The 26,045-nt window shown below is 53.4% G+C and carries 30 protein-coding genes; 22 read left to right on the forward strand and 8 right to left on the reverse strand.

The genetic code is table 11. The features are described from left to right. Positions 1-286: 286 nt before the first annotated feature. The 6 genes from BV390_RS05700 (at position 287) to BV390_RS31100 (ending at position 4,819) form a co-directional block, all read left to right on the forward strand. Entirely contained in the window at positions 287-1,078 is a 792-nt protein-coding gene (locus tag BV390_RS05700; RefSeq protein ID WP_227517226.1) for an efflux RND transporter periplasmic adaptor subunit, read from the forward strand. Then, on the forward strand, positions 1,075-1,776 hold the full coding sequence (locus tag BV390_RS05705; protein ID WP_032689151.1) for a heavy metal response regulator transcription factor: 702 nt from the start codon (positions 1,075-1,077) through the stop codon (positions 1,774-1,776). The genes BV390_RS05700 and BV390_RS05705 overlap by 4 nt, the downstream gene beginning before the upstream one ends. Beyond that, positions 1,757-3,184 (forward strand): heavy metal sensor histidine kinase, encoded by a 1,428-nt coding sequence (locus tag BV390_RS05710; protein ID WP_227517227.1) that lies wholly within the window; start codon positions 1,757-1,759, stop codon positions 3,182-3,184. The genes BV390_RS05705 and BV390_RS05710 overlap by 20 nt, the downstream gene beginning before the upstream one ends. Positions 3,185-3,253: 69 nt before the next feature. Further along, the gene (locus tag BV390_RS05715) at positions 3,254-3,823 is read left to right on the forward strand and encodes a class I SAM-dependent methyltransferase (protein WP_046853005.1); all 570 of its coding nucleotides are present in this window, start codon (positions 3,254-3,256) and stop codon (positions 3,821-3,823) included. A 43-nt stretch (positions 3,824-3,866) separates the two neighbouring features. Next, the gene (locus BV390_RS05720; protein ID WP_032689149.1) at positions 3,867-4,667 is read left to right on the forward strand and encodes a COG4705 family protein; all 801 of its coding nucleotides are present in this window, start codon (positions 3,867-3,869) and stop codon (positions 4,665-4,667) included. Further along, a complete protein-coding gene (locus tag BV390_RS31100; protein WP_155274647.1) occupies positions 4,664-4,819 on the forward strand; it encodes a hypothetical protein in 156 nt (51 codons plus the stop codon). The genes BV390_RS05720 and BV390_RS31100 overlap by 4 nt, the downstream gene beginning before the upstream one ends. Before the next feature lie 48 nt (positions 4,820-4,867). Here BV390_RS31100 and BV390_RS05725 read toward each other — a convergent pair whose 3' ends face one another. Further along, complete coding sequence (locus BV390_RS05725; protein WP_032689148.1) at positions 4,868-5,218, reverse strand: DUF1304 domain-containing protein; 351 nt, start codon at positions 5,216-5,218, stop codon at positions 4,868-4,870. Positions 5,219-5,389: 171 nt separating this feature from the next. On the opposite strand from BV390_RS05725, the gene BV390_RS05730 reads away from it, so the two are divergent. Continuing rightward, positions 5,390-6,676: a citrate synthase gene (locus BV390_RS05730; protein ID WP_032689146.1), complete on the forward strand. Its 1,287-nt coding sequence runs from the start codon at positions 5,390-5,392 to the stop codon at positions 6,674-6,676. A 189-nt stretch (positions 6,677-6,865) separates the two neighbouring features. Here BV390_RS05730 and BV390_RS31855 read toward each other — a convergent pair whose 3' ends face one another. The 3 genes from BV390_RS31855 to BV390_RS05740 all read right to left on the reverse strand — a co-directional run bounded on the left by BV390_RS31855 (position 6,866) and on the right by BV390_RS05740 (position 7,702). Then, positions 6,866-6,985: a YnaM/YnfT family protein gene (locus tag BV390_RS31855; RefSeq protein WP_004858893.1), complete on the reverse strand. Its 120-nt coding sequence runs from the start codon at positions 6,983-6,985 to the stop codon at positions 6,866-6,868. 33 nt (positions 6,986-7,018) lie between these two features. After that, positions 7,019-7,255 carry a hypothetical protein gene (locus tag BV390_RS05735; RefSeq protein ID WP_064384219.1) on the reverse strand — a complete coding sequence of 79 codons (237 nt, stop codon included), beginning with the start codon at positions 7,253-7,255 and terminating at the stop codon, positions 7,019-7,021. Positions 7,256-7,468: 213 nt separating this feature from the next. Then, positions 7,469-7,702, reverse strand: coding sequence for a hypothetical protein (locus tag BV390_RS05740; RefSeq protein WP_032689144.1), 234 nt, complete (start codon positions 7,700-7,702; stop codon positions 7,469-7,471). A 554-nt stretch (positions 7,703-8,256) separates the two neighbouring features. On the opposite strand from BV390_RS05740, the gene ymcF reads away from it, so the two are divergent. The 3 genes from ymcF to BV390_RS05755 all read left to right on the forward strand — a co-directional run bounded on the left by ymcF (position 8,257) and on the right by BV390_RS05755 (position 9,117). Then, the gene (gene ymcF, locus BV390_RS31425) at positions 8,257-8,445 is read left to right on the forward strand and encodes a cold shock small protein YmcF (RefSeq protein WP_072000024.1); all 189 of its coding nucleotides are present in this window, start codon (positions 8,257-8,259) and stop codon (positions 8,443-8,445) included. 87 nt (positions 8,446-8,532) lie between these two features. Further along, on the forward strand, positions 8,533-8,763 hold the full coding sequence (locus BV390_RS05750; protein ID WP_032689141.1) for a hypothetical protein: 231 nt from the start codon (positions 8,533-8,535) through the stop codon (positions 8,761-8,763). A 141-nt stretch (positions 8,764-8,904) separates the two neighbouring features. After that, on the forward strand, positions 8,905-9,117 hold the full coding sequence (locus BV390_RS05755) for a hypothetical protein (RefSeq protein WP_004858906.1): 213 nt from the start codon (positions 8,905-8,907) through the stop codon (positions 9,115-9,117). Between the two features lie 9 nt (positions 9,118-9,126). Here BV390_RS05755 and BV390_RS05760 read toward each other — a convergent pair whose 3' ends face one another. Continuing rightward, complete coding sequence (locus BV390_RS05760; protein ID WP_004858909.1) at positions 9,127-9,399, reverse strand: hypothetical protein; 273 nt, start codon at positions 9,397-9,399, stop codon at positions 9,127-9,129. Positions 9,400-9,870: 471 nt separating this feature from the next. On the opposite strand from BV390_RS05760, the gene BV390_RS31430 reads away from it, so the two are divergent. Then, on the forward strand, positions 9,871-10,035 hold the full coding sequence (locus BV390_RS31430; protein ID WP_213084089.1) for a YnfU family zinc-binding protein: 165 nt from the start codon (positions 9,871-9,873) through the stop codon (positions 10,033-10,035). 111 nt (positions 10,036-10,146) lie between these two features. Here BV390_RS31430 and BV390_RS05765 read toward each other — a convergent pair whose 3' ends face one another. Beyond that, entirely contained in the window at positions 10,147-11,013 is an 867-nt protein-coding gene (locus BV390_RS05765; RefSeq protein ID WP_032689137.1) for a GNAT family N-acetyltransferase, read from the reverse strand. A gap of 397 nt (positions 11,014-11,410) precedes the next feature. On the opposite strand from BV390_RS05765, the gene BV390_RS05770 reads away from it, so the two are divergent. The 4 genes from BV390_RS05770 to BV390_RS05785 are packed head-to-tail and all read left to right on the forward strand — an operon-like array spanning position 11,411 to position 15,244. Next, the gene (locus BV390_RS05770) at positions 11,411-12,214 is read left to right on the forward strand and encodes an alpha/beta hydrolase (protein ID WP_085396691.1); all 804 of its coding nucleotides are present in this window, start codon (positions 11,411-11,413) and stop codon (positions 12,212-12,214) included. Continuing rightward, positions 12,202-12,573 carry a RidA family protein gene (locus tag BV390_RS05775; protein WP_032689134.1) on the forward strand — a complete coding sequence of 124 codons (372 nt, stop codon included), beginning with the start codon at positions 12,202-12,204 and terminating at the stop codon, positions 12,571-12,573. The genes BV390_RS05770 and BV390_RS05775 overlap by 13 nt, the downstream gene beginning before the upstream one ends. Before the next feature lie 56 nt (positions 12,574-12,629). After that, entirely contained in the window at positions 12,630-13,823 is a 1,194-nt protein-coding gene (locus BV390_RS05780) for an amino acid aminotransferase (RefSeq protein ID WP_085396692.1), read from the forward strand. A gap of 11 nt (positions 13,824-13,834) precedes the next feature. Beyond that, positions 13,835-15,244 carry an amino acid permease gene (locus BV390_RS05785; protein ID WP_085396693.1) on the forward strand — a complete coding sequence of 470 codons (1,410 nt, stop codon included), beginning with the start codon at positions 13,835-13,837 and terminating at the stop codon, positions 15,242-15,244. A gap of 40 nt (positions 15,245-15,284) precedes the next feature. Here BV390_RS05785 and BV390_RS31105 read toward each other — a convergent pair whose 3' ends face one another. Then, positions 15,285-15,452, reverse strand: a complete 168-nt coding sequence (locus BV390_RS31105) for a hypothetical protein (RefSeq protein ID WP_155417135.1) — start codon at positions 15,450-15,452, stop codon at positions 15,285-15,287. 261 nt (positions 15,453-15,713) lie between these two features. Here BV390_RS31105 and BV390_RS05790 point away from each other — a divergent pair, with 261 nt between their 5' ends. Beyond that, entirely contained in the window at positions 15,714-16,352 is a 639-nt protein-coding gene (locus BV390_RS05790) for a CatB-related O-acetyltransferase (protein WP_032689128.1), read from the forward strand. 42 nt (positions 16,353-16,394) lie between these two features. Here BV390_RS05790 and BV390_RS05795 read toward each other — a convergent pair whose 3' ends face one another. Then, positions 16,395-16,577 carry a hypothetical protein gene (locus BV390_RS05795; RefSeq protein ID WP_046853003.1) on the reverse strand — a complete coding sequence of 61 codons (183 nt, stop codon included), beginning with the start codon at positions 16,575-16,577 and terminating at the stop codon, positions 16,395-16,397. Positions 16,578-16,890: 313 nt separating this feature from the next. Here BV390_RS05795 and cadC point away from each other — a divergent pair, with 313 nt between their 5' ends. From cadC to BV390_RS31280, 6 genes are all read left to right on the forward strand, one after another. Then, positions 16,891-18,426, forward strand: coding sequence for a lysine decarboxylation/transport transcriptional activator CadC (cadC, locus tag BV390_RS05800; RefSeq protein ID WP_085396700.1), 1,536 nt, complete (start codon positions 16,891-16,893; stop codon positions 18,424-18,426). Positions 18,427-18,791: 365 nt separating this feature from the next. Continuing rightward, a complete protein-coding gene (gene cadB / locus BV390_RS05810; protein ID WP_004858934.1) occupies positions 18,792-20,129 on the forward strand; it encodes a cadaverine/lysine antiporter in 1,338 nt (445 codons plus the stop codon). A gap of 82 nt (positions 20,130-20,211) precedes the next feature. After that, complete coding sequence (gene cadA / locus BV390_RS05815; protein WP_004858936.1) at positions 20,212-22,359, forward strand: lysine decarboxylase CadA; 2,148 nt, start codon at positions 20,212-20,214, stop codon at positions 22,357-22,359. A 57-nt stretch (positions 22,360-22,416) separates the two neighbouring features. Beyond that, complete coding sequence (gene dtpD, locus BV390_RS05820; protein ID WP_032689124.1) at positions 22,417-23,892, forward strand: dipeptide permease DtpD; 1,476 nt, start codon at positions 22,417-22,419, stop codon at positions 23,890-23,892. Between the two features lie 348 nt (positions 23,893-24,240). Further along, positions 24,241-25,758 (forward strand): lysine--tRNA ligase, encoded by a 1,518-nt coding sequence (lysS, locus tag BV390_RS05825; RefSeq protein ID WP_032696493.1) that lies wholly within the window; start codon positions 24,241-24,243, stop codon positions 25,756-25,758. 40 nt (positions 25,759-25,798) lie between these two features. Next, positions 25,799-26,045, forward strand: a 247-nt coding sequence (locus BV390_RS31280) for a hypothetical protein (protein WP_206098728.1), incomplete at its 3' end; no start/stop codon positions are given.

The raw sequence follows: 26,045 nt of genomic DNA on the forward strand, positions 1-26,045 counted from the left end.
AACCTTGCCTGAAACGGTAATGCGATGGTTATTGCAGGTTCGCTCTGCGGCGATTAAATATTATATCCGGCCTGAATCCGTTCTGATGCGGGGATTAATATTAACTTTTTAATGCGTCTATTGCATTCATCAAATAGGTATAAAAACCGCTCACGTTATCCATTTTTGCTCACCATCAGGGGCTGCGTTTCGCCACGCAGATGACAAAATTGTCATTCGGCTGGCGCCTTTTTGTCGGGCGGCGGTGAGTAGACTGGTATGACTGTTTTTCTGACGGCATAGAGCCATGAACGTATTATGCATCAGACCCTTTCCGGTCATCCTTCTGCTGGCAGGCCCCCTTGCGCTGTATCTGTTTTTTTTCCGCCAGAATGCCGTATCAGCCTCCCCGAAAAACGCGCCGCCGCCGTTAGTGAGTTTGTCTTCGGCGCAGCTCACCTCGCTGCCGCTGAGTCTGACGACGCAAGGGGATGTGATCTCGCTTAATCAGGCTGATATCCAATCGCAAATTACCGGAACGGTTAAGCGTGTGGCGTTTCAGGAAGGGGCATTTGTCCGGCAGGGACAGCTGCTGTTTACTCTCGAGGATTCCACGCAACAGGCAACTCTGCATCGGGACCAGGCGTCCCGGGCGCAGGCGCAATCGCAGCGGGATCTGGCGCGTGGCCGTGCGTTGAAGGCGCAGAACGACATTTCAGCCTCCGACTGGGACACTTTGCTCAGTACCCGGCAACAATATGTGGCCCAGGCGCAGGCGGCGCAGGAAGATATTCTTAGTGCCGAAGCGCAGCTGGGCTATACGCGGATTTATGCTCCGGTGAGCGGCAAAACAGGCGCGCTCAATGTACATCCCGGTAGTCTGGTGCAGCCGGGCAGCAGTCTACCGCTGGTTACCGTTCATCAATTTGACCCGGTGGGGATCTCGTTTACGCTTGCGGAAAACGATCTCAATGCCGTGGTGGGCGGGCTGGTGTTTTCGCAATTTATTACCCTGTTTATTACCCCGGTGCTGTATCTTCTCTTTGAGAAAACTGGGCGGAAAAGTGCGGCCCTGGCGCCGCAGACGGAGGCACAATGAGACTACTGCTGGTCGAAGATCAAACGATGGCGGCGGACTATATCGCCAGGGGGCTGCGGGAGAACGACTTTGTGGTCGATGTCGCGCACGATGGCGTGGACGGTTTACACTTTTTGCTGACTAACGACTACGATCTGGCGATTCTCGACGTGATGCTGCCGGGGATGAATGGCTGGAAAATCCTGGAGCTGGCCCGACAGGCAGGAAAGCTGACGCCGGTGATGTTTCTCACCGCCCGTGATGACGTTGAAGACCGGGTATGCGGCCTGGAGCTGGGGGCGGAAGATTACCTGATTAAGCCTTTCTCTTTCAGCGAACTGCTGGCGAGAGTACGGGTAATTATGCGCCGTGGCGCACCTCATGCCGCCAGCAGCGAGGAGGCTGTGCTGCAGATAAGCGATCTGCAACTCGATTTTCTCAAGCACCGGGCGTCGCGTAATGGTAAACGTATTGAGTTGACGCAAAAGGAGTTTCTGCTGCTGAGTCTGCTGATGCGCCGCCGTGGCGAAGTGCTGTCGCGTACCGTGCTGGCCGAACAGGTCTGGGATATGAATTTTGACCCGGAGACCAACGTGATTGATGTTGCAGTCCGCCGCCTGCGTAGCAAAATCGACGACGGGTATGAGGTGAAGCTGCTGCATACCATCCGTGGCGCGGGATACGTACTGGAAGAGAGGAATGATGCTGATTCCGCGTAATTTTCCGATAACGCTGCGACTGACGCTCTACTTCTCCCTTGCCATGGGGCTGGTATTGTACAGCGTGACCGGCCTGCTGTACTCGACGATGCGTAACCAGCTCGGGCAGAAGGATATCGACGAGCTACGCAGTACGCTGCGTTTTCAACAGGAGATAGCAACCACCATCAGCGAGCGCCAGGGGCCGAAGGATCTCTGGCAGCAGGAGCTATTCGAGTTCATCGCTCGTCAGGAACGGCTGTCGCTACGTATTATCAGCCCGGACGGTAAGGTCTGGGCGCAGTCGAAAAATATGCACGTACCGCAGCGGGATTTTCCGGCCCCGTCCAGTGAGTTCCACTACAGCGAGTGGAAATATTCCCGCCACGACGTCAGTGAAAAATATCTGATCGTCTCAACGGAATTTATCCTCAAAGATAATCAACCGTGGCGAGTCCAGGCGGCGCTGAATGTATCAAAAAACAATGAGATCATTGAAGACTACTGGCAACGAATGCAGATTGTCGCGGCGCTGGCGGTGGTTCTCTTTTCTGCTCTTGGCTACTGGCTGGCGCGAAGGGGGTTACTGCCGCTGCGCACCATGAGCCGGGAGATTGAGCATATCCACGCCGGGGAGTTACACACTCGCCTGTCGACCCAGCGCTGGCCGTCGGAACTGAATGTGCTGTCGGCATCCTTCGACGGCATGATGACCCGTCTTGAAGCCTCTTTTACGCAGTTGACCCGTTTTTCATCGGATATAGCCCATGAGCTGCGTGGTCCCATCAACAATCTGATTTCCGCCGCCAGCGTAACGCAAAGCAAAGCTCGCAGCGCGGAAGAGTACCGGGACACGCTGGCGGCCATTGTGGAAGAGGGCGAGCGCCTGTCGCGAATGATTTCATCGATGCTGTTCCTCGCCCGGGCCGATAACAGCCGTGAGCCGCTGCATCTTGAACGCCTCACCAGTGCGACGGAGTTTGCGCGTCAGATAAACCTCTATGATGTGCTGGCGGAGGAGAAGAACATCACCCTGATCAGCGAAGGGGAAGTGGATTTTTACGCTGACCCGATTCATCTGCAGCGTGCGCTGTCGAACCTGTTGTCCAATGCGCTACGCCACACGCCCTCCGGCGGTAAAATTGTGCTGCGCGCCGGGCGGGAAAATGGTCAGATTGTGCTCAGCGTCGAAGATAATGGCGAAGGCATCAGCCCCGAACATTTGCCGCATATTTTCGACCGTTTTTACCGACTGGATGACGCCCGTAGCAACGCTGAGAACACCGGTCTGGGGTTGGCGCTGGTCAAAACCATTGCGGAGCTGCACGGCGGCAGGATAGTCGTGACGAGCACACCGCACAGGGGCAGCTGTTTTTCATTGCTCCTGCCTGAGCGCAACGAAAGCCCCCTCAAGCGAACAAAATTGTAATCCGGGCGTTGAGCCAGAGTCATCCACGGTAGCGGATAATCCATTATCCGCTACCGTCAGGTGATAATCATGCATAACAATCCATTTTCTCATTCTGCCGGAGCCGCGTTGACGCGCGGTTCTTCTTACCTGCGCCAGTTTATTGCCGACCCGAGGACGACCGGGGCGCTGCTGCCTTCATCGGCCGCGCTCTGTCGCGCGATGATGAACCAGGTTGACTGGGGCGTCAGCCTGTCGATTGCCGAGCTGGGCGCGGCTAACGGTGTGTTAACAAAAGGGATCCTGTCGCGGATGCGCCGCGATGCGATGCTCGATGCCTACGAAATTAATCCGGGATTCGTCGGCCAGCTACAGGCCATTGACGATCGCCGTCTTAACGTGGTGGCCGCATCGGCGGAAAGGCTGATCAATCCCTACGATATCGTCTTTTCCTGCCTGCCGCTGCTCTCGCTTCCGCTGCGTATCAGCATGCGCATTCTGAATCAGATCCGCCAACAGATGTCGGCGCACGGACTGTTTATCCAGTTTCAGTACAGCCCATTGTCTGAAACGTTGCTTTCCCGCTATTTCCGCTGGCAGCGCATTGTGGTGATGCGCAATCTGCCGCCCGCATTGGTGTATGTCTGCACGCTACGTTAACGCTGGTCTGTGCCAGTAGAAGATAGGTAATAAGAGGGGATATATGAATACGTCGACAATATCGCCGCCGTGGCTGAATAAAGTGCCTGAGGTCACGCTGGTCTTCTGGTTAATTAAAATGATGTCGACCACGGTCGGGGAAACCGCTGCCGATTATCTCAATATGGATTTGGGATTTGGTCTGCTGAATACTTCGTGGGTGGTCGGCGGGCTGTTGCTCGTCACTCTGGTTTTTCAACTGCGGGAAACTCGCTATCAGCCGGTGATCTATTGGCTGACGGTGGTGTTTATCAGCATTTTCGGGACCCTGGTGACCGACAATTTAAGCGATGCTTTACATGTACCGCTAGCCTATAGCTCGCTCTTTTTCGCCCTGGCGCTGCTGGTGACTTTTGTTCTGTGGTACGCGCGGGAAAAGACCCTGTCCATTCACCATATCGATAACCGGGTCAGAGAGCGGTTCTACTGGTTGGCTATTTTGTTTACTTTTGCGCTGGGGACAGCCGTAGGGGATGGTCTGGCTGAAGGGCTGAACATGGGCTATTACAGCGCAGCGGCCTTCTTTGGCGGCTGGATTTTAATCATTGCGACGGCACGCTTTGTTTTCCGTGCCAATGCGGTGTTCTGCTTCTGGGCGGCATATATCCTGACCCGTCCCTTCGGTGCCGCCTGCGGTGATCTGTTGTCACAGCCGGTAGAAAACGGCGGTTTTGGCTTTGGCGCCAACGTCGTCAGCCTGATCTTCGGGGCCGTTATTGTTGTACTGGTAGGCTGCCTGTCGATTATTGAACGACACAAGCCGGCGCCAGATTCCGTGCGCAGCGATGAGGAGTCGCCGAGATGAAGAGAAAAGGAGTCTATCTGTTGTGGCTTATGGCTTCGCTGCTGAGTATCGGGCCCGCGATGTCCGATGCGCGGGTCCATAAAGTGGCCAGCATATGGGTGCTTTCGCCAATGGCCTGGGAGGCATCCCGGCACTTACCGCCCGGAGAGTGACTCACGTCCCGCCGTCAAAGTCGACGGCGGTCTTCTCCGACGCCTGCATTAGCTGACGTACAGCGCTATCAGCGCCACCGTTGCCGGAAGTGCCTGCACATACAGTATTTTTCGGCTGGCGGTTGCGGCGCCGAACAGCCCGGCGATCACCACGCAGATCAGAAAGAACGCTTTAAACTCAAATCCGCTCTCTGGACTCCAGAGTCCCCACAACAAACCCGCGGCCAAAAAACCGTTATACAGGCCCTGATTGGCTGCCATCACCCGGGTCTCGCGGGCAAAACTGGCGCTAAGGCCGAATGCCTTGCGCCCGGTCGGGCTCTCCCACAAAAACATCTCCAGGATCAGAATGTAGATATGGATGGCGGCGACGACAAAAATAAGCGTATTGGCTAACACGGTAGTCCTTATTCAGGTTAGAGCACAGGAAGCCCGGGTAAAACCCGCTTTTATCGCGTGTTTAACCGTTTATATCAAAGAATAGCCGCATCACCCTGGCTATGTTGGAAATTCGGCCTGAAGAATGTCTTCAGGGTGATCATGCGTTGGCTGTTGAGGGGAATTTACAGGATGGGAACGAAACCGTTAATACTTTCTTTGGATGGACAAGAGGCCATCCCTCTGAATACGGTGTCCGGGACGCTGGGTCACCTCGGTATTGATCTCCGCGCGCTCGCGAATTCAGGAATATGCAGTTTTGACCCTGGCTTCAGCAATACCGCCGGCTGTGAGTCGGCCATTTCCTATATCGATACTGAAAATAGCGTCCTGCTGCACCGTGGCTATCCGGTAGACCAGCTGGCCAGGCAGTGTGAATTCCTGGAGGTGGCGTACATTATGCTGCACGGCGAGGCGCCCGATGAGGAGAGTTATCAGGTCTTCCGGGAAAAAATTACCCGTCACACCCTGGTGCACGAACAGATGGCGAAAATGTGCAGCGGATTTCGTCGCGACTCCCATCCGATGGCGCTGATGTGTGCCATGGTGGGCGCACTGGCCGCGTTCTATCACGATGTACTGGATGTCGAAAACCCCGAGCATCGTGCGCTGGCCGCCACTCGCTTGCTTTCCAAAATGCCCACCCTCGCGGCGATGAGCTATAAGTTTTCTATCGAGCAACCTGCGGTCTACCCAAGAAACGATCTCTCTTATGCCGGGAATTTCCTGCATATGCTGTTTGCGATTCCAGCGGAAAAGTACCAGGTGAATCCGGTTATTGAGCAAGCCTTGAACCAGATTATGGTGCTCCATGCCGATCACGGGCAGTGTGCGTCAACCACGACGGTTCGTGCGGCCGGCTCCTCCGGGGCTAATCTCTTCGCCTGCGTGGCGGCCGGTCTGGCGTCGATGTGGGGGCCGATGCACGGCGGTGCCAACGAGGCCAGCATGCAAATGCTGGGGGATATTGAGAGCGTCGAACAGGTCCCGGCGTTTATCAGTAAGGTGAAAAGGGATCCTCTGGCTTTCCGCCGACTGGGCTTTGGCAACTCGCGCTACAAATATCTCGATCCCCGGGCGGCCATTCTGCGCGAAACCTGCCATAAGGTGCTGGCGGAGCTGGGAATGTCGGACCGACTGCTTCAGGTGGCAATGGCTCTGGAAGAGGTGGCGCTCAACGATTCCTACTTTGTTGAGAATGGACTTTCGCCGAGCGTCGATTTCTATACCGCCGTGATCCTGAAAGCGATGGGGCTACCTTCGTCGATGTTTGTCGTCATGACCGCGGTGGGGCGTACGCTGGGTTGGGTCGCACACTGGAACGAAATGCATGAGTCGCCGCTGAATATTTACCGTCCACGCCAGATTTACACCGGAGAAGCCGCGCGGGATTACGTTTCACGTCGCGGGATAAAATAAACGCATGCCCGGTCCGGTGATGAAAGGCATTGCCGGACTTTCCACATGCGGGGCAGGACAGGGAGCGGTTGGCCAGAGATGCGTCGTTATGCTATCTGCAATGCAGCCGGTAGCGATGCAACAGGATGTCTGAGGAAGAGATAGCGTCGAGGTGCTGGCCTTTAGCGGAAGATTAAATTGCGATGAAGTTTATATATCCGTGTTATCCGGGTTATTTGAAACGGCAATCCATAACAGCGACAGGGAAAATAAAGCCAGCGCGGCGACGGAACCGATAATTCCGAGATAAATAAATAGTGTCATAAACATAGTGTGACCTTCGGTGTAGTTAATCAGTGTTGGTTATATTTTTTTAAAATCAATCGATAAGCTCTCTTCCAGAGCATCAATCGCAATCTGCAAGAGGGGGCCTTCATCGGACCAGTTCTTCCTGGCTCCCGGGCTTTTCAGCAGCGCCAGCAGTCCGGCTGCACCCACAGGCGCACCGCGGCTGATAATTTCAAGCACAGCGTCCCCGATAATCGCTCTGACCGTCGGTAGCTGGGATGGATGGCAAAAAAAAGTGTTTGCCGCTTTCATGTTGAAACCTCGAAGGACGCGTTCGGCGCGAGTTGCTAACTCTGTTGTTGGCTCAGGCAAATGACTCTGCATATCATTGTGGGCCAACTACGACGATGCACCTTTTTACAGGTGAAAGATACAAATTAATTCTCTTCAGAGAATATTTAAAAAAAACTTAAGTTATTGAAAGGGATAACGAGCCCGATAGCGGTGCAGCCGCCGCCGTGGCCATTATAATTTTCCGTTTACGCGTTGATTATCCGACAAAACGTCGATTGCGGTTTGCAGGGCAATTTTATCATCGCGGCTCTTTTGCGTGCGCTGAAGCACCTGCAGATACTCACGTAGCGTTCTGGCGTTGATCGGGCGGCCAAGCTTTCCGACTTCAAGCACGGCATTGCCCAGAATGATTTTAACGGGCGGGAGCTGGGCTGGGTACCAGTCAAGGGTGTCTTCCGATCTCATAGCAAAAATCTCCGGGAGAGACAGAATACCACAAAATAAGTGTAACATGGGGCGCCAGCAGGAATAAGCTACTGATAAAGTTGTCAGTTATAGTCAGTATTTGCATAGTTTTACGGGCAAAAAAATACTGTTAAAAAGCTGTAAAAAATAATGCTTGCCAATTGCTGATTTACATGCGTTAATGGTTTCAACGGTTTGAGTCTTAAAAATTATCTGCAACAGTTCCTGGAATTTTCTCATCGCATTTATCATCTGATATCTCCTTTTGGGTATTTTTCTCTTCGATAAGTTTTTTTGCAGACCAGATATGCCCAAGGGCAAATTAAAAAAACGAACAACATATCTTAGACAATCACTAAAATAAGTCATGATTAAGCTGGTGAAAAACCTCAGATTAATCATACAGAGAACGGTCGCAAAGAAAGCGTATTCTTGGCCTGCTGTTCAGCACGGTGATTTCTGCACTATCCTTGAAAACCACAGATGAGTTTTCACCAGAGTATAACCTCTAGTCCCTGCGGTAGTGAATGTTGTCACACATCAAGGTTAACATTATGATTGAATACATTCATTTCAGATGCCCATGTTGTCATGGGTCACAATACAGAACATCGAATTACGATGTGACGGAAAAAAATCCCTTTGGCGCAAAATGTATCTTTTGTAAAACATCAATGATTACATTTGATAATATTGCTCCTTACATTTCCAGCGGCACGGCGACAATGGCGTGTCGGAAATAACGAAAGGGCCCCGGACGGGGCCTTTTCTTTTTCATCACACAATGCATGGCATAGTCATCATTATGCTTTCAGCCAGGTGGTAGACTCATGAAGAAAGTTATTGTTTTTTTCAATGCATTACCGGCAGTTGTCGCGAAAATAGTGCCGGGGGTAACAACAATATTACGTGAGTATCCTAACGGTGAACAAAAACAGCTGCAGATCATGTCTGCTGAATTTCCTTCCTTGACCGGCGATCATCGCATTGTGCATGTTGCCTCCGATCGCGATTTAACATCGGCCGAGATTCAAAACGCGGCGGTAAAACTGTTGTCATAGCGCAGCGATGAGCGGTCGGCTGCGGCAGGATGAGTCAACCTCTATGCCGCGCCGACAGGGGCGACAGCATCATTTAATGGGTGAATGTCCGGTGAGCACCTATAATTTAAAGGCGTGTGTTGCTATTTGAGGTAAAGATGTATGATTACGCACCCGGAAGTTCGGCGCTGGGCATCGGTGATGCTGACCTCCGCTTTACGCGGAGAGATGTCCCAGGAAGAAATATTGAAACAGGTTCATATGATTTGTGAGAATCATGGTTCAGCGTGCCTGGAAGATGTTATTGATGAAATTTTAATTGAAGCGGGCCGTATTGGCTCAGGGCATAGCGACGGCACGTTTTATCGACATTGAACCTGAACACTAAAAGGCTATCGTGAAAGATCCTTTTTCATCGGAGATGGTCAGCTCTTTTCTTTCCGCCGCCCATACCATCTCCTGATTCTTAGAGCTAAAATAAGACCCGCGCATAATTTTTTCTTCGCCAAAATCAAATGTGATCTCAACAGGATGAACGGTGATGTCAATCATATAAAGATGGCCATCGACATAACCTTTTACGCTGGCCGTGACCTGTTTCCCAATCCCGATATCGGTACGACAATTTTGAGCGTGAATTGTTGAGTTTTCAGTCATTTCTTATCTCTTGTTTATCTGTAATCATTCGATATGAATGAACATTACCATATCTCATTCATCATATAAGAGGTAATTTAAGACTTATACTATTTATCTTATTTTTATCGGGATTTCTGCATTTAATAGGGCGATCGTGCTGTTTTTAGTGAAAACACCTGAAGCTGCGCATCATGATACCTCATACCGAGTCTGCCGCAAGCGGGACGCCTTCCGGAAAATAAGTAAAACCTCCTTTATATTGATGCAGTTAATAATATCTGACGATCGAGTAACACCATCGCGAGGGATGAACAGAAAATCGGCAATGAGGCATCCTGATTTAAGCATGACGCGATGTCATCACGTAAATAGCGGATTAAACCGCGATAAATTCCTCACCCTGGTCATTTCCCCGCGCGCCCTGATGTTGTGTGTTTTTTAATCAGTTAGTGGTATGATAGACCACATTCATTCAGCGGGTAAAGGTCTATGTCATTCTTCGACAACGCAGTGAAGCGCTTGAGTTCCACCTCTGATACCACGGTAACCTGCCCGCAATGCGGGCATAAATCACGGCAGCCGGTGAACAAAATTAAAAAAGGGGTGACATTATTGTGTCCGCGCTGCAAGTCTCTGTTTATCGTCACTAAATAATGTTTTCACCTCTTCCGCCACGCCCCGGTGGGGTCATCGCGGGAGAGGTGGTTGCCGACTGGGCTTCAGCCTCGGTACGGGCTTGCGCCAGTCACAATATGGCCGGGGGACTCAGGCATGCGAGAGCGTCGGGAACATCAGCTTACGCTCCTTAAAGATATTTTCTTTTGCCGTATAGATGAAAAGAAAATCATCAATTTCAATTTTTTCATATTCACCTGCCCGGTCTTCCCTGGGAGTAAAGCCTAAAATAACCTGCCGGGTATGTTGCGCCGCAAGTTCATTCACGATGCTGGTCATCGAACTCGCGCTGTCACAGAAAATATCAAAACAGAGCAATGCATGATCGTTTTGCATGGCGATCGCCACGGCATTATTTTTCTCCGAGTAATAGACGAAGTGCTTCATAAACGCCGAGCAGTAGAACATCAACAGGCCGAAGTTATTGTGTGCCGAAAGGCGGGAGAACGGGTTGGCTTTCTGATAATAGTATTTGAGGATATTCACATCGCTCTCTTTATCCATATCCAGCTTGCGAAAATCCCCGGCAACGGGCGTAACCGGCAGGGCGTACTGGTATTCGTCGGTTTGTTCAAAGCCGAATTTAGGATAGAAATCAACGGTTGTGGAGTTAGCGAAGAGAAAAATACCGTCGGCCTGCTCCTGCCAGTCAGTCAGAATATGGTTAATCAGCTGGCTGGCCAGGCCCTTTTCACGATGATCGGTGGCGGTCATCACGGTCCCAATCTGGATATAGCGCCTGGGTTCTCCCTGCCACATGAGATCGATAATGTTAGCCGACGCATTGGCAATCACTTTATTATGATCAACAAACGCATAAGGAATATAGGACTCGGTCCAGTAGCCTTTCTTGTACCACTCTTTAAAAGAGAGATCGAAGGTCTTAATTGCCAAATTAATGAAGCTGTTTCTTAACACATCATCATGGACAACCTGCTTGACTAATTTGTATTTCATTGGTCTGTATTCCTTTTTATAAGTTCTGAGACCTGACACGGCGACGACCAGTTTAATATCAAAAATATTGGCTCACTTATAGCGTTGAGTATGAACTTTTCCCGATGTTTGTACAGTTTGTCCCTTCAGTGGTTTCTCAGGACGTTGGCTCGGTCACAGTACGCTGGGCAGGAAGGGGGAAGAAGCCGACGAATGCGTGGACAGGTGAGCGCCAATCCTTGACCGTCATCATTTTCGCACGCGCATTTCCCGATAAAAGTTTCACTGGTAAAACTTATTAGCTCTGAGATTTAATTTCTATTAACTCTCACGCATTCCACTTTGTGCAAGCTTGACAACATATTTTCTCATTGCTAATAGTTAAGCCACATCTTAAATAATAAACACAGTTTAATATATGAAACTCAGCGTCGGGAGTTATGATAACAGCACAACCGTAGATAATGAGGCGGAAATACTGGCTGACTTTCAGCGACGAAGTCAGCAAGCGTACCAGTGCGGCGAAAATATGATGACTTTTTCTTATGGTGAACATCCACGGGAAGGTATTGACTGGTTTATTTCTGCCGCCAGAAAAATGGGCACGATAATATTTATTCATGGCGGGTACTGGCAATCCTGTAATAAAGAGGATTTTGCCTTTATTACTGCCGGGCCGCTGGCCCGTGGGTTTGATGTGATGTTGCTGGAATATACGTTAGCGCCGCAGGCGACGTTAACGACGATCCACCGCCAGATTGGGGCGGCGCTGGACGCCATTGGTCGCCAGCCGGGTCTGTGTAGCCCGGTTTATCTGTGTGGGCACTCTGCAGGCGGCCATCTGGCGGCCTGCTGGCAGGCGCATCCGCGTGTCGATGCGGTACTGGCAATCAGCGGGATTTATGAGCTTGAGCCTTTGCTGAATACAGCGGTCAACCGGTCACTGCAGCTGACGCCCCAGGAGGTGAATGACCTCAGTCCGCTGCGTCATTTACCGACGAAGCTCCCCCCTCTGACGCTGTTTTACGGCACCGCCGAGCGAGCCGAGCTCATCGCGCAAAGTGAAAACTACGCTCAGCGGTTGCGCCAGCGGGGGAGGCCGGTTGACGCAATAGCCCTGCCGGGGGCTAACCACTACACCATTCTTGACGCGCTGTTTGCCACCGATGGCGCACTTTTCAGCCAGCTTTATCACTACGAGAATCCTTTATGCGAGACGTAATTCATACCGGCCTTCCGGATATCGGTCAGCCGTTCTCCTGGGCGACACGCGGCGGCGGGATGCTCTTTACCGCACATGGACCGGTTCGGGCTGATGGCACTATTGAAACCGGCCCGGCGGAACAGCAGATCGCCCTGACTTTCGATAATCTCACCCAGGCGCTACAGGCGGCCGGGAGCCACAGCGATAATGTTCTCCAGGTTATTATTTATCTGACTGACGTCAACGATGTTGCACGCCTTGATGATATTTACCGGCGCTACTTCAATGCCCCTTATCCAAATCGTTCGACGGTGATCGTTGATAAATTAGTTGTGCCGGGAATGAAAATAGAAATTACCGTCAGCGCTACGGCCTGAAAATAAAAAAATAAATGTTCACCTGCCAGTCATATTTATTATGGCTAAGGATACCTATGTTCGCAGAAATTAAACCGTCGACTCCCGACCCTATTATGTCATTAATGGAAGCCTATTTGCAGGACCGCAATCCGCGGAAGGTGAATTTAGGCATCGGCTTATATTATGACGAGCGAGGAAAAGTTCCGCTGATGCGGGCCGTCGAGCAGGCAGAGCGGCGCCTGCTGGCGCAGCAGCAGCCGCACGGCTATCCGCCGATTGAAGGCAGCGCAAGCTTTGCCAGCCAGATACAGACCTTGCTGCTGGGGCCCGCCGCCCCGGAATCTGTGCTGGCGACGGTACAAACCGTTGGCGGTTCAGGGGCGTTGAAGCTGGCGGCAGATTTTCTCGTTCACTTTTTACAGCGTAAAGAGATTTGGGTCTCTGATCCAACCTGGGCCAACCATCAGGCGATTTTTTCCGGCGCAGGACTGCAGGTGAACAGCTATCCCTATTTTGACAATCTCCGCGGCGAATTGCGCTTTGCCGACATGCTGACGGTCCTGCAGACGCTACCCGCCGGCACGGCGGTGCTGCTGCATCCATGCTGCCATAACCCGACCGGCACCGATCTGAGCCAGAGCCAGTGGCAGACGCTTCTGGGCGTGGTTCAGGCGCAGGGTCTGCTGCCATTTTTCGATATCGCCTATCAGGGGTTTGGCGCCGGGCTGGAGGAGGACTGCTATGCGCTGAGGCTGGCGCTGGCAAGCGATCTGGATTTTATCGTCGCCAACTCTTTTTCGAAAAATATCGCCTTGTACGGCCAGCGGGTAGGGGGATTAACCGTGCGCTGCGCCAACGCGCAGACCGCCGCTAACGTTCAGGGGGCCTTAAAGACATTAATACGCCGTAGCTATTCCTGTCCGCCGACCCACGGCAGCCGGATAGTCGACATGGTGCTAGCCGATGCGCAGCTCCGTCAGCTCTGGCAGGAAGAGCTGGCGGCCATGCGCCAGAGGATCCAGCAGATGCGCCAGCGTCTGTCCGCCGGCCTGGAGCAGGGCGGCTCTCAGCTGGATTACCGGCGCATCCGCGATCAGCGCGGGATGTTCAGCTATACCGGCCTGGACGAACGGCAGGTGAGCGAGCTGCGCCAGCGCTATGCCATTTATCTGGTGGCGCCGGGACGGATGTGTCTGCCCGGTCTCAATGGTGACAACATTGATTATGTCACCGCCGCTATTCTCGATGTGACTACCGCCCGTCGCTAAGGCAGGAACTAATGAAAGATCGCAAGCGTTTTGATGAGATTGCACAGCGCCAGGGCGGGTTGAAGAAACAGCTTACCGCCGGGCAAATGTCGATGTTGGCGATCGGCGGCGCGATTGGTACCGGACTGTTTCTGGGGAGCGCCTACGCCATTCAGATGGCGGGACCGTCGGTGCTGCTGAGCTATCTGACCGGAGGCGTGATTGCGCTGCTGCTAATGGGCTGCCTTGCGGAGATGACCTCAGAGCATCCGACTCCCGGCTCATTCGGCGACTATGCCGAGTTTTATCTCAGTCCGCTGTGCGGCTTCCTGGTGCGCTACTCCTACTGGTCCTGCGTGGTGCTGGCGGTGGGTACCGAGGTGACCGCCATTGGAATGTATATGCAGTTCTGGTTCCCGCAAACGCCGGTGTGGCCCTGGGTGCTGCTGTTCTCCGCCGTGGTGATGGTGATTAACGTTATTGGCGTGAAATGGTTCGGGCAGGTGGAGTATGCGCTATCGACGATCAAGGTTCTGGCAATCGTGGCTTTTATCGTCATCGGTCTGGGGATCCTGGCCTTCTCCGCCAACCCAACCTACGGCCTGCATAATTTTATCGATGGCGGTGGGTTTATGCCGTTTGGGGTCCGCGGCATGTGGTTTGCGACAATTGTTTCTATCTTCAGCTATCTGAGCATTGAAATGATCGCCGTGGCGGCAGGAGAGGCAAAAAACCCGGTGGTGGCGGTGAAGTCGGCGTTTAAAGGGACCATCCTGCGCCTGTTTATTTTCTATATGCTGTCGATTGCGCTGATGCTGGCGATTGTGCCGTGGCGTCAGTCCGGCACCAGCGAAAGCCCCTTCCTGGTGGCGATGAACGTGATTCACTTGCCGTATGCCGGCGGTATTTTTAACTTTATTGTCCTGATTGCGGCACTCTCGGCCATGAACAGTCAGCTGTATATTACCACGCGGATGATGTTCTCGCTGTCGCGTGCCGGGCAGGCGCCGGCCGCGTTCGGTCGGATCAGCGCTCGCGGGATCCCGGTGAATGCGTTGGCAATCTCCTGCGTCGGCATTATGGTCTCTATTGTCCTGAGCGTGCTCTACCCGCAGCAGGCGTTTGCCGCGATGATGTCTATTTCGGTCTACGGAGCCTGTTTTACCTGGCTGATGATCTTTATCACGCACCTGTTTTTCCGCCGCCAGCATAGGCAAACGGTGCTGAAATTTCGCTTGTGGGGTTATCCCTGGAGTACGCTGCTGGGGGCTGCTCTGATGCTGGCGCTGCTGATTTCCACCGCGTTTACCGATTTCTTCCGCATGACGCTATGGTTTGGCATTCCGTTTACGCTGCTGCTGATCGGACTCTATTTTTATAGCCGCCGTTCCCGGCCGATCTTATCGACGATTCCTACGCCGGAAGCCGATCGGGCGCCATAAGCTAACCGCTCGCCTCTGCCCACAGGCGAGCGGTTATGCGTTACGCTTTCCCCCAGTCGCAGATAATAACGTGGTGACGACTACGACAGTCAGGGAGCGAACTCGACTGGCCGGCGTCGTCACCTTTCGTCTCTTTTGGCGGCGGCGAAAAATATCCCGCGCAGGAGGTCAGCAGTAACACGGCAGTAAGAATAAGAAGTCTGGACACAGAAAAACCTGGCAGAGTGGGGAAAGTGCCCGTTTTTATCATTAAGAATATGATCGGGGTGGAGCTATTTTGTTTAATTATGGATAATGGCGTAGCGAGAAAATAAACATAATTCCTGTCAGTTTATTCTCAACAAAATATTCCCTGAGTCAGCCATAATGATGCCAGCAACGCTTGCAGTGGTTGTTCCGGTATTGAGTTTTTCCGGTTTATGATAACGGGTCAGCAAGCGGATATATTAACGCAAGAAGGAATGCCTCGATGGCCGATAAACACTGGTCAATCACTGAACGCCTGCACCAGACGGTAACCAACCCGAATGTGATCATTCGCGGCAGCCACAGCTACTATAGCGACTGTTGGGATCGCGGGTTTGAACGTTGCGTGGTGCGCTACCTGCACGGCGATCCCGTCAGCGAAGGGTGGGAGCCCTTAGGTCATGTCGATAAGCTCTTTATTGGCAATTTTGTCTGTATCGCGCCAGAAGCGGTGATCCTGATGGGCGGCAACAGTACCCACCGGATGGACTGGATCAGCCTCTATCCGTTTGTGTCATGCGTGAACGAGGCCTACCAGCATCGTGGCGATACCGTGCTCGGAGATGGCTGCTGGATTGGTATGCGGGCGATGATCATGCCGGGCGTCACAATTGGCGAAGGCGCCGTGGTGGCGGCGGGGGCGGTGGTCACCAAAGACGTTCCGCCGTATAGCGTCGTCGGTGGAAATCCGGCTACCTTTATTAAGTATCGTTTTCCCGAACCCGATGTGGAGCGACTGCTGAAGCTGAATCTCTATGAATTAGAGGAAGAGACGCTGTTGAGCCTGCAGCCGCTGCTCTCCAGCCCGGACATTAGCGCACTGGAGCAGGCGGTGGCGCAGCATCGACAGGGGCGCGCTTAATCCACCAGAACGCAGGCGCTCGTCCCAGCCGGGGCCGCGGAGCTACTGCGCGGCGGCGGCGGGATAGCGCGGATAACCGGCTTTACCGCCGCCGAAGAATGCCTCTGACTGCGCCCGCGCAAGCGGATGTTTCCCGGAATAGTTCGGCGTCCTGCGGAAAATCAGTCGCTGCGCGGGCCGGAATACTGCTCTGTCGGTGCGGCGATGTGGCTTGTGCCGGCGCATGAGCGGGTCATTGGGGCGTCATCATCCGCTTGTTCCTGGGCCATGTCGGTAGAGAACAGGGGGAATAGCATCCTGAATCGCCTGGCCGTGCGGGCGCTTATCGAGGCGATAGAGCAGAACAGGCCTTCACTTTTTCTGCAGAAATGATTCAGATGTTAATAAACTATGACCGGTTTTGTTTAGAAATAAAAACTGGCTAAGTGAAATAAGTGCAGAATGATATAACGCGATCAAGGTAATGACCCCTATCATAAATAGGGAGGGGAAATGTGTTATCATCGCGCCTTTCCCTTTTCGTTTTGGGCTCTTTTTTATGCAACAACCTGTTGTTCGCGTGGGAGAATGGCTGGTTACACCTTCTGTTAACCAAATCAGCCGGAAGGGGCGTCAGCTTACTCTGGAACCGCGCTTAATCGATCTATTGGTCTTCTTTGCCCGTCACCCTGGTGAAGTGCTCAGCAGGGACGAGCTTATTGATAATGTCTGGACACGTAACGTGGTCACCAGCCACGTCGTCACGCAGAGTATTTCCGAGCTACGTAAGTCGTTGAAAGATGGCAACGATAATAGCCTCGAATATATTGCGACGGTACCCAAGCGCGGTTATAAGCTTACGGTGCCGGTCATCTGGTGTACGGAAGAGGGGGAAGAGCCCGCGATGGCGATCCCCCCCGCGGTCTCCGCTGCGACGCCTGAACTGACGCCCGACCTGACGCACTCTGCCGGCGAGGTTGAGCCAGACCAGACGCCGGCCGTAAAACCGGAGAAGCGCCGACGCATTACTACTTTCTGGGTATGGATCCTGTTCCTGCTGGCGCTGGGTTCCTGCGTGGCGCTGGTTGCGCTGTCGTCGATCGAGTCGCGGCCACCGGTGAATAAAGCGCGCTTGCTGCTGAACCCGCGCGATATCGATATCCATCTGCTGAAAGGTAATTCCTGCACCAACTGGGCATCGCAGCACTCGTATGCGGTGGGCCTGGGCAGCCTGGTGACGACGTCGCTCAACACCTTCTCGACCTTTATGGTGCATGACAAAACCAACTACAACATTAATGAGCCAAGCAGTTCAGGTAAAACGCTGACGATTGAGTTCGTCAACCAGCGCCACTATCGCGCGCAGCAGTGCTTTATGTCCGTGCAGATGGTGGATAACGCCGACGGTTCAACGATGATGGACAAACGTTATTTCATCACCAGCGACAACCAGCTGGCGATTCAAAACGATCTGCTGAGCAGCTTATCGGAGGCCTTAAAGCAGCCGTGGTCGGAACGCATGCAGACGATGCTGAAACAGTATCAACCGTCGCACAGCACGGCGCTGACGCATTTCTACGAGTCGCATCAGTTATTAATGAACGGTGATGTCGACTCCTTAGGTAAGGCTAGCGCGCTGCTCGATGAAGTGATTAAAGACTCGCCTGAGTTTTCTTACGCCTATGCGGAAAAAACGCTGGTGGATGTATTACGTCATTCGCAGCAGCCGTTAAATAAAGAGCAGCTCAACGCGCTGTACGCTGAAATCACCCGGGTCGGTGATATGCCGGGAATCAAAGATACGGCGGTATTTTACCAAATTAAAACAGTGGATTTGTTGGGCCAGGGTAAAGTCGATGAGGCGTATAACGCGATTAATACCGGGATCGACCTCGAGATGTCGTGGATGAATTACGTGCTGCTGGGTAAAGTCTACGAGATGAAAGGGCAGAACCGGGAAGCTGCGGATGCTTATCTGACGGCATTTAATTTGCGCCCGGGCGAGAACACCTTTTACTGGATTGAAAATGCAGTATTCCAGACCTCGGTCACCCGGGTGGTCCCTTACCTCGATAATTTCCTCTCTTCAGAATAAGTAAACCCTCACCATACTCAGGATGTTGAGTATGGTGAGGTTAAATTTATGTTTCTCATGAGCGCCCTGATTGTTATATATATTTAACGCCGGAATAGCGAACTACAACACAAAGTCAACATATCATCCTTCCTGTAAGTGACTGTAACTAAACGATGTTTATCTTTTTATGATATCAACATGTCATCCTGATATGTTAATTGAAAAAGGTCAAAATATCATTTGTCTGATGTTTGTTGTTATTTCACTTTATCTTTAGGACTTATCTTCTTTGAATCAGTAATCTTGTTGGCAGTTGGTCGGGTCAATTAAAGGTTCTATATCATGATCTGTACCTCCCAAATAAACTTAGGAGAAAAGCAAACATGAGTTCTGCCAAGAAGATAGGGCTATTTGCCTGTACCGGCGTCGTCGCTGGTAATATGATGGGGAGCGGTATTGCATTATTACCTGCGAACCTCGCCAGCATCGGTGGTATTGCTATCTGGGGATGGGTTATTTCTATTATTGGTGCGATGTCTCTGGCTTATGTTTATGCCCGACTGGCAACCAAGAACCCACAGCAGGGTGGCCCAATTGCGTATGCCGGGGAAATATCTCCCGCATTCGGTTTCCAGACCGGCGTCCTTTATTATCATGCCAACTGGATTGGTAACCTGGCCATCGGTATTACCGCCGTTTCTTATTTGTCTACTTTCTTCCCGATTCTGAATAACCCGATTCCAGCCGGTATCGCGTGTATTGCGATCGTCTGGATATTCACCTTCGTGAATATGCTCGGCGGTACCTGGGTAAGCCGTCTGACCACCATTGGCCTGGTGCTGGTATTAATTCCGGTGGTGATGACCGCGGTTATCGGCTGGCACTGGTTTGATGCAGCGACCTATCAGGCAAACTGGAACACGTCCAGCACGCCAGACAGCCATGCGGTAATCAAAAGTATTCTGCTCTGCCTGTGGGCATTCGTCGGCGTTGAGTCTGCCGCCGTCAGTACCGGGATGGTGAAAAACCCGAAACGTACCGTTCCGCTGGCAACCATGCTGGGAACCGCGATGGCCGGCGTGGTCTATATCGCCGCGACTCAGGTTATCGCCGGTATGTATCCTGCGGCTCAGATGGCTGCCTCCGGCGCGCCGTTCGCTATCAGCGCCTCAACCATTCTTGGCGGCTGGGCTGCGCCGGTAGTCTCTGCTTTCACCGCATTTGCCTGCCTGACTTCTCTGGGTTCCTGGATGATGCTGGTTGGTCAGGCCGGGGTTCGCGCCGCCAACGATGGCAACTTCCCGAAAGTGTATGGTGAAGTGGATAACAACGGTATTCCGAAAAAAGGCCTGCTGCTGGCGGCGGTGAAAATGACCGCGCTGATGGTGCTGATTACCCTGATGAACTCCAGCGGCGGTAAAGCGTCTGACCTGTTCGGTGAACTGACCGGTATCGCCGTCCTGCTGACCATGCTGCCTTACTTCTACTCCTGCGTTGACCTGATTCGCTTCGAAGGCATTAACATTCGCAACCTTGTCAGCCTGATTTGTTCCGTCCTGGGCTGTGCGTTCTGCTTCATCGCCCTGATGGGGGCAAGCTCCTTCGAACTGGCCGGTACCTTTATCGTCAGCCTGATTATCCTGATGTTCTACGGTCGCAAAATGCATCAGCGTCAGCACGAAAACGACACCACTGACAGCTCTGCCGCCAGCGCGCATTAATCCGTAACCCCTTTTCCTGGAGCTCCTTCCTGCACCTGTCACCACGTGACGGGAGGGGCTCTCCATATCTGGAGATTCGACTATGAACGTTATCGCAATCATGAATCACATGGGCGTCTACTTTAAAGAAGAGCCTATCCGCGAACTGCATCGCGCCCTTGAACGCCTGGACTTCCGTATTGTCTATCCGAACGACCGCGAAGATTTACTGAAACTGATCGAAAACAATGCCCGTCTGTGCGGCGTGATCTTCGACTGGGATAAATACAATCTTGAACTGTGCGAAGAGATCAGCAAGCTGAACGAATATATGCCGCTGTACGCTTTCGCTAACACCTACTCCACGCTGGACGTCAGCCTGAACGATCTGCGCATGCAGGTGCGTTTCTTCGAATATGCGCTGGGTGCGGCCGACGACATCGCCGATAAAATCAAACAGAACACCGATGAATACATCGATACCATTCTGCCGCCGCTGACCAAAGCGCTGTTCAAATATGTGCGTGAAGGTAAATACACCTTCTGTACTCCAGGCCATATGGGCGGTACCGCCTTCCAGAAAAGCCCGGTCGGCAGCATCTTCTATGATTTCTTTGGTTCAAACACCATGAAATCCGATATCTCGATTTCGGTTTCTGAACTGGGTTCCCTGCTGGACCACAGCGGCCCGCATAAAGAAGCGGAAGAGTATATTGCGCGCGTCTTTAACGCCGAACGCAGCTACATGGTGACCAACGGCACCTCAACGGCGAACAAAATCGTCGGTATGTACTCTGCGCCTGCCGGCAGCACCGTGCTGATTGACCGTAACTGCCACAAATCGCTGACTCACCTGATGATGATGAGCGACATTACGCCGATTTACTTCCGTCCGACCCGTAACGCCTACGGCATCCTCGGCGGTATTCCACAGAGCGAATTCCAGCACGCCACTATCGCCAAACGCGTCAAAGAGACGCCGAACGCAACCTGGCCGGTGCACGCGGTTATCACCAACTCCACCTACGATGGTCTGCTGTATAACACCGACTTCATCAAGAAAACGCTGGATGTGAAATCTATCCATTTTGACTCCGCGTGGGTGCCTTACACCAACTTCTCACCAATCTATGCCGGTAAATGCGGGATGAGCGGTGGCCGTGTGGAAGGGAAAGTGATTTATGAAACCCAGTCCACGCACAAACTGCTGGCGGCGTTCTCTCAGGCTTCGATGATTCACGTTAAAGGCGATGTTAACGAAGAGACCTTTAACGAAGCCTACATGATGCACACCACTACCTCTCCGCACTACGGCGTGGTTGCTTCGACGGAAACTGCCGCGGCGATGATGAAAGGTAATGCCGGTAAGCGTCTGATCGATGGCTCTATCGAACGTTCTATTAAGTTCCGTAAAGAGATCAAACGTCTGAAAGGCGAATCCGAAGGCTGGTTCTTCGACGTCTGGCAGCCGGAACATATCGATGGCCCGGAATGCTGGCCGCTGCGTTCCGATAGCGCATGGCACGGTTTCAAAAACATCGATAACGAACACATGTACCTCGACCCGATCAAAGTCACCCTGCTGACTCCGGGGATGAAGAAAGACGGTACCATGGATGAGTTCGGTATTCCGGCCAGCATCGTGGCGAAATACCTCGACGAACACGGCATCGTGGTGGAGAAAACCGGTCCGTACAACCTGCTGTTCCTGTTCAGCATCGGTATCGACAAAACCAAAGCACTGAGCCTGCTGCGCGCGCTGACCGACTTTAAACGTGCTTTCGACCTGAACCTGCGCGTGAAAAACATGCTGCCGTCGCTGTATCGTGAAGATCCGGAGTTCTATGAAAACATGCGTGTTCAGGAACTGGCGCAGAACATTCACAAACTGATTGCGCATCACAACCTGCCGGATCTGATGTTCCGCGCTTTCGAAGTGCTGCCGACCATGATGATCACGCCGTACGCCGCGTTCCAGAAAGAGCTGCACGGTCAGACTGAAGAGGTCTATCTCGAAGAGATGGTGGGCCGCGTCAACGCCAACATGATCCTGCCGTATCCTCCGGGAGTTCCACTGGTCATGCCGGGTGAAATGATCACCGAAGAGAGCCGGCCGGTGCTGGAGTTCCTGCAGATGCTGTGCGAAATCGGCGCCCACTACCCGGGCTTCGAAACCGATATCCACGGCGCATATCGTCAGGCGGATGGTCGCTACACCGTTAAAGTGCTGAAAGAAGAAAACAACAAGTAATTGAAGCTCCAGGGGAAGTGGCGTGCCACTTCCCTTTTTCACGCTGCAGGAGACCTCATGAAAACACCCTCACAACCGCGCGCGATCTATTACATCGTAGCGATCCAAATCTGGGAATATTTCAGCTTTTACGGCATGCGTGCCTTACTCATCCTCTACCTCACCCATCAGCTTGGCTTTGATGACAGCCACGCCATCAGTCTGTTCAGCGCTTACGCTTCCCTGGTGTACGTTACCCCCATTCTCGGCGGCTGGCTTGCCGACCGCCTGCTCGGCAATCGCACGGCGGTCATTGCCGGCGCGCTGTTGATGACGCTCGGCCACGTCGTGCTGGGCGTTGAATCTGATGCAACCTGGAGTCTGTACCTCGCGCTGGCGATCATTATCTGCGGCTACGGCCTGTTCAAATCCAACATCAGCTGCCTGCTGGGCGAGCTCTACGCCGTTGACGACCATCGCCGCGACGGCGGTTTCTCGCTGCTGTACGCCGCCGGGAACGTCGGCTCGATCGCGGCGCCCATCGCCTGCGGGCTGGCGGCGCAGTGGTATGGCTGGCATATCGGTTTTGCGCTGGCGGGGATCGGCATGTTTATCGGGCTGCTGATTTTCCTCAGCGGCCATCGCCACTTCAGCCACACCCGCGGCGTCGACAAACAGGCGCTGTGCGCGGTGAAATTTGTGCTGCCGACCTGGGGCTGGCTGGTGGTTATGCTCTGCGTGGCGCCGGTGTTCTTCACGCTGCTGCTGGAAAACAACTGGTCGGGCTATCTGCTGGCTATTGTCTGCGTCTTCGCCGCCCAAATGGTGGCGCGCATTATGGTGAACTCCCCGCAGCACCGTCGCGCGCTGTGGCAAATCGTACTGCTGATGCTGACCGGCACGCTGTTCTGGGTTCTGGCGCAGCAGGGCGGCAGCTCTATCAGCCTGTTTATCGATCGCTTTGTTAACCGCCGGCTGTTCACCATTGAGGTGCCGACGGCTCTCTTCCAGTCGGTGAATGCCGTCGCCGTGATGGCGGCAGGCGTGGCGCTGGCCTGGCTGATGCGTCCGGAAGGCAGCACGCGATCGGTGCTTCGCGTCTGGCTGAAATTTGCTTTTGGCCTGGTGCTGATGGGCTGCGGCTTCATTGTGCTGGCCCTGAACGCACGTCATGGCGCCGTCGATGGACAGGCCTCGATGGGGCTGATGGTCGGCGGACTGGCGCTGATGGGCTTTGCCGAGCTGTTTATCGACCCGGTGGCGATGGCGCAGATCACTCGCCTGAATATGCCGGGCGTGACCGGGGTGCTGACCGGGATTTATATGCTGGCGACCGGAGCGGTGGCCAACTGGCTGGCGGGTATCGTCGCGCAGCAGACCACCGAGTCGCAGATCAGCGAAACGGCAATCGCCGCGTATCAGCATTTCTTCTCCCAGATGGGGGAGTGGACGCTGGGCTGCGTAACGGTGATTGTCATCCTGGCCTTCGCTGCCGCCTGCAGCGTCGGCAAGCGCCGCGCCGCAACCGGTGAACTCCCCGGAGGGGGCGCGTAGCGCCCGTCCGGCTCGGTACGAACCCATCGTCCCGGTCAGCGCAGCGCGACCGGGGAATTTCCCGGAGCTGGCGTCAGTCTGCTCCTTGCATCGTTTAGCTGTCAGGAGGAGGATATTCTGGATAGATGGCAAGCCATCAATGAAAAAAACTTTAGTTTGGCTATCACTGAGTGAGATCAGCCTTAAGTAAGGTCAGGTTCGTTAAGATTCTATCGTTCGATCTTTGGCGATAACGTCAACGATCGGCCGCGCACTGGTGTAGAGACCCGCACTGACCAGGCTGCGCTGGATAGTGGCCTGGCGCAATTTACCGAAGCAAGTTTGAAAGCAGGGTTATGAGGAACCAACATGTCTGAACAACAAGCACAAAGTGCCGATGAGGCAATTGACCTTAATAATGAACTGAAAGCCCGTCGTGAAAAGCTGGCTCAGCTTCGTGAGCAGGGGATCCCGTTCCCGAATGATTTTCGTCGTGACCATACCTCTGACCAATTGCACACTGAATTCGATGACAAGGATAATGAAACACTCAGCTCCTTGAACGTTGAAGTCTCTGTTGCTGGTCGTATGATGACCCGTCGCATCATGGGGAAAGCCTCTTTCGTCACTCTGCAGGACGTCGGCGGCCGTATTCAGCTGTACGTCGCGCGCGACGATCTGCCGGAAGGCGTCTACAACGAACAGTTTAAAAAGTGGGACCTTGGCGACATTATTGCCGCCCGCGGTAAGCTGTTTAAAACCCAAACCGGCGAGCTTTCTATCCACTGCACTGAGCTGCGTCTGCTGACCAAAGCCCTGCGCCCGCTGCCGGACAAATTCCACGGTCTGCAGGATCAGGAAGTCCGTTACCGTCAGCGCTACCTGGATCTGATCGCCAATGACGAATCCCGACGCACGTTTAAAGTCCGTTCGCAGATCCTCGCGACGATGCGCCAGTTCATGGTGGGCCGCGGCTTTATGGAAGTCGAAACCCCGATGATGCAGGTGATCCCCGGCGGCGCGTCTGCCCGTCCGTTCATCACCCATCACAATGCGCTGGATATGGATATGTACCTGCGTATCGCGCCGGAGCTGTATCTGAAGCGTCTGGTTGTGGGCGGCTTCGAACGTGTGTTCGAAATCAACCGTAACTTCCGTAACGAAGGCATCTCCGTACGTCATAACCCAGAGTTCACCATGATGGAACTCTATATGGCGTATGCGGATTACAAGGATCTGATCGAACTGACCGAATCCCTGTTCCGCACCCTGGCGCAGACCGTGTTGGGTAAAACGGAAGTCCCATATGGCGACCAGATCTTCGACTTCGGCAAACCGTTTGAAAAGCTGACCATGCGTGAGGCTATCAAGAAATACCGTCCGCAGACTGAGATGGCGGATCTCGATAACTTCGACGCAGCAAAAGCCCTTGCGGAGTCCATCGGCATTCACGTTGAGAAGAGCTGGGGCCTGGGTCGTATCGTCACGGAAATCTTTGATGAAGTGGCGGAAGCGCACCTGATTCAGCCGACCTTTATCACCGAATACCCGGCGGAAGTCTCTCCGCTGGCGCGCCGTAATGACGTGAATCCGGAAATTACCGACCGCTTTGAGTTCTTTATCGGCGGCCGTGAAATCGGTAACGGCTTCAGCGAGCTGAACGACGCGGAAGACCAGGCGCAGCGCTTCCAGGACCAGGTGAATGCGAAAGCCGCCGGGGATGACGAAGCGATGTTCTACGACGAAGACTACGTCACCGCGCTGGAATATGGTCTGCCGCCGACCGCCGGTCTGGGTATTGGGATTGACCGGATGGTGATGCTGTTTACTAACAGCCACACCATTCGCGACGTGATCTTGTTCCCGGCGATGCGTCCGCAGAAATAACCGCGCTTCGTCAAATGCAAAACCCCGGCTTGTCGGGGTTTTGCATTTATTTGCCGGGTGGCGGCTGCGCCTTACCCGGCCTACTGACCGTATTCGTCCTGCCGACCGTATTCGTCCTGCCGACCGTATTCGTCCTGCCGACCGTATTCGGCTTACCGATCGCATTTGGCCTACCGACCACATTCGGCCTGTAGGCCCGTGCAAGCGTAGCGCCGCCGGGCGAAAGCACGGCGCCTTACCCGGCCTGCTGAACGTATTCGTCCTGCCGCCCACATTCGGCCTATTGC

The sequence above is a fragment of the Klebsiella sp. YJ genome, from assembly GCF_002108615.1.
GTDB classification, from domain to species: Bacteria; Pseudomonadota; Gammaproteobacteria; order Enterobacterales; family Enterobacteriaceae; genus Klebsiella; species Klebsiella planticola.

Coding starts and splice junctions, on each gene's coding strand:
- BV390_RS05700 (WP_227517226.1), top strand. CDS start 287: ATGAACGTATTATGCATCAGACCCTTTCCGGTCATCCTTCTGCTGGCA.
- BV390_RS05705 (WP_032689151.1), top strand. CDS start 1,075: ATGAGACTACTGCTGGTCGAAGATCAAACGATGGCGGCGGACTATATC.
- BV390_RS05710 (WP_227517227.1), top strand. CDS start 1,757: ATGATGCTGATTCCGCGTAATTTTCCGATAACGCTGCGACTGACGCTC.
- BV390_RS05715 (WP_046853005.1), top strand. CDS start 3,254: ATGCATAACAATCCATTTTCTCATTCTGCCGGAGCCGCGTTGACGCGC.
- BV390_RS05720 (WP_032689149.1), top strand. CDS start 3,867: ATGAATACGTCGACAATATCGCCGCCGTGGCTGAATAAAGTGCCTGAG.
- BV390_RS31100 (WP_155274647.1), top strand. CDS start 4,664: ATGAAGAGAAAAGGAGTCTATCTGTTGTGGCTTATGGCTTCGCTGCTG.
- BV390_RS05730 (WP_032689146.1), top strand. CDS start 5,390: ATGGGAACGAAACCGTTAATACTTTCTTTGGATGGACAAGAGGCCATC.
- BV390_RS31855 (WP_004858893.1), bottom strand. CDS start 6,985: ATGTTTATGACACTATTTATTTATCTCGGAATTATCGGTTCCGTCGCC.
- BV390_RS05735 (WP_064384219.1), bottom strand. CDS start 7,255: ATGAAAGCGGCAAACACTTTTTTTTGCCATCCATCCCAGCTACCGACG.
- BV390_RS05740 (WP_032689144.1), bottom strand. CDS start 7,702: ATGAGATCGGAAGACACCCTTGACTGGTACCCAGCCCAGCTCCCGCCC.
- ymcF (WP_072000024.1), top strand. CDS start 8,257: ATGATTGAATACATTCATTTCAGATGCCCATGTTGTCATGGGTCACAA.
- BV390_RS05750 (WP_032689141.1), top strand. CDS start 8,533: ATGAAGAAAGTTATTGTTTTTTTCAATGCATTACCGGCAGTTGTCGCG.
- BV390_RS05755 (WP_004858906.1), top strand. CDS start 8,905: ATGATTACGCACCCGGAAGTTCGGCGCTGGGCATCGGTGATGCTGACC.
- BV390_RS05760 (WP_004858909.1), bottom strand. CDS start 9,399: ATGACTGAAAACTCAACAATTCACGCTCAAAATTGTCGTACCGATATC.
- BV390_RS31430 (WP_213084089.1), top strand. CDS start 9,871: ATGTCATTCTTCGACAACGCAGTGAAGCGCTTGAGTTCCACCTCTGAT.
- BV390_RS05765 (WP_032689137.1), bottom strand. CDS start 11,013: ATGAAATACAAATTAGTCAAGCAGGTTGTCCATGATGATGTGTTAAGA.
- BV390_RS05770 (WP_085396691.1), top strand. CDS start 11,411: ATGAAACTCAGCGTCGGGAGTTATGATAACAGCACAACCGTAGATAAT.
- BV390_RS05775 (WP_032689134.1), top strand. CDS start 12,202: ATGCGAGACGTAATTCATACCGGCCTTCCGGATATCGGTCAGCCGTTC.
- BV390_RS05780 (WP_085396692.1), top strand. CDS start 12,630: ATGTTCGCAGAAATTAAACCGTCGACTCCCGACCCTATTATGTCATTA.
- BV390_RS05785 (WP_085396693.1), top strand. CDS start 13,835: ATGAAAGATCGCAAGCGTTTTGATGAGATTGCACAGCGCCAGGGCGGG.
- BV390_RS05790 (WP_032689128.1), top strand. CDS start 15,714: ATGGCCGATAAACACTGGTCAATCACTGAACGCCTGCACCAGACGGTA.
- BV390_RS05795 (WP_046853003.1), bottom strand. CDS start 16,577: ATGCGCCGGCACAAGCCACATCGCCGCACCGACAGAGCAGTATTCCGG.
- cadC (WP_085396700.1), top strand. CDS start 16,891: ATGCAACAACCTGTTGTTCGCGTGGGAGAATGGCTGGTTACACCTTCT.
- cadB (WP_004858934.1), top strand. CDS start 18,792: ATGAGTTCTGCCAAGAAGATAGGGCTATTTGCCTGTACCGGCGTCGTC.
- cadA (WP_004858936.1), top strand. CDS start 20,212: ATGAACGTTATCGCAATCATGAATCACATGGGCGTCTACTTTAAAGAA.
- dtpD (WP_032689124.1), top strand. CDS start 22,417: ATGAAAACACCCTCACAACCGCGCGCGATCTATTACATCGTAGCGATC.
- lysS (WP_032696493.1), top strand. CDS start 24,241: ATGTCTGAACAACAAGCACAAAGTGCCGATGAGGCAATTGACCTTAAT.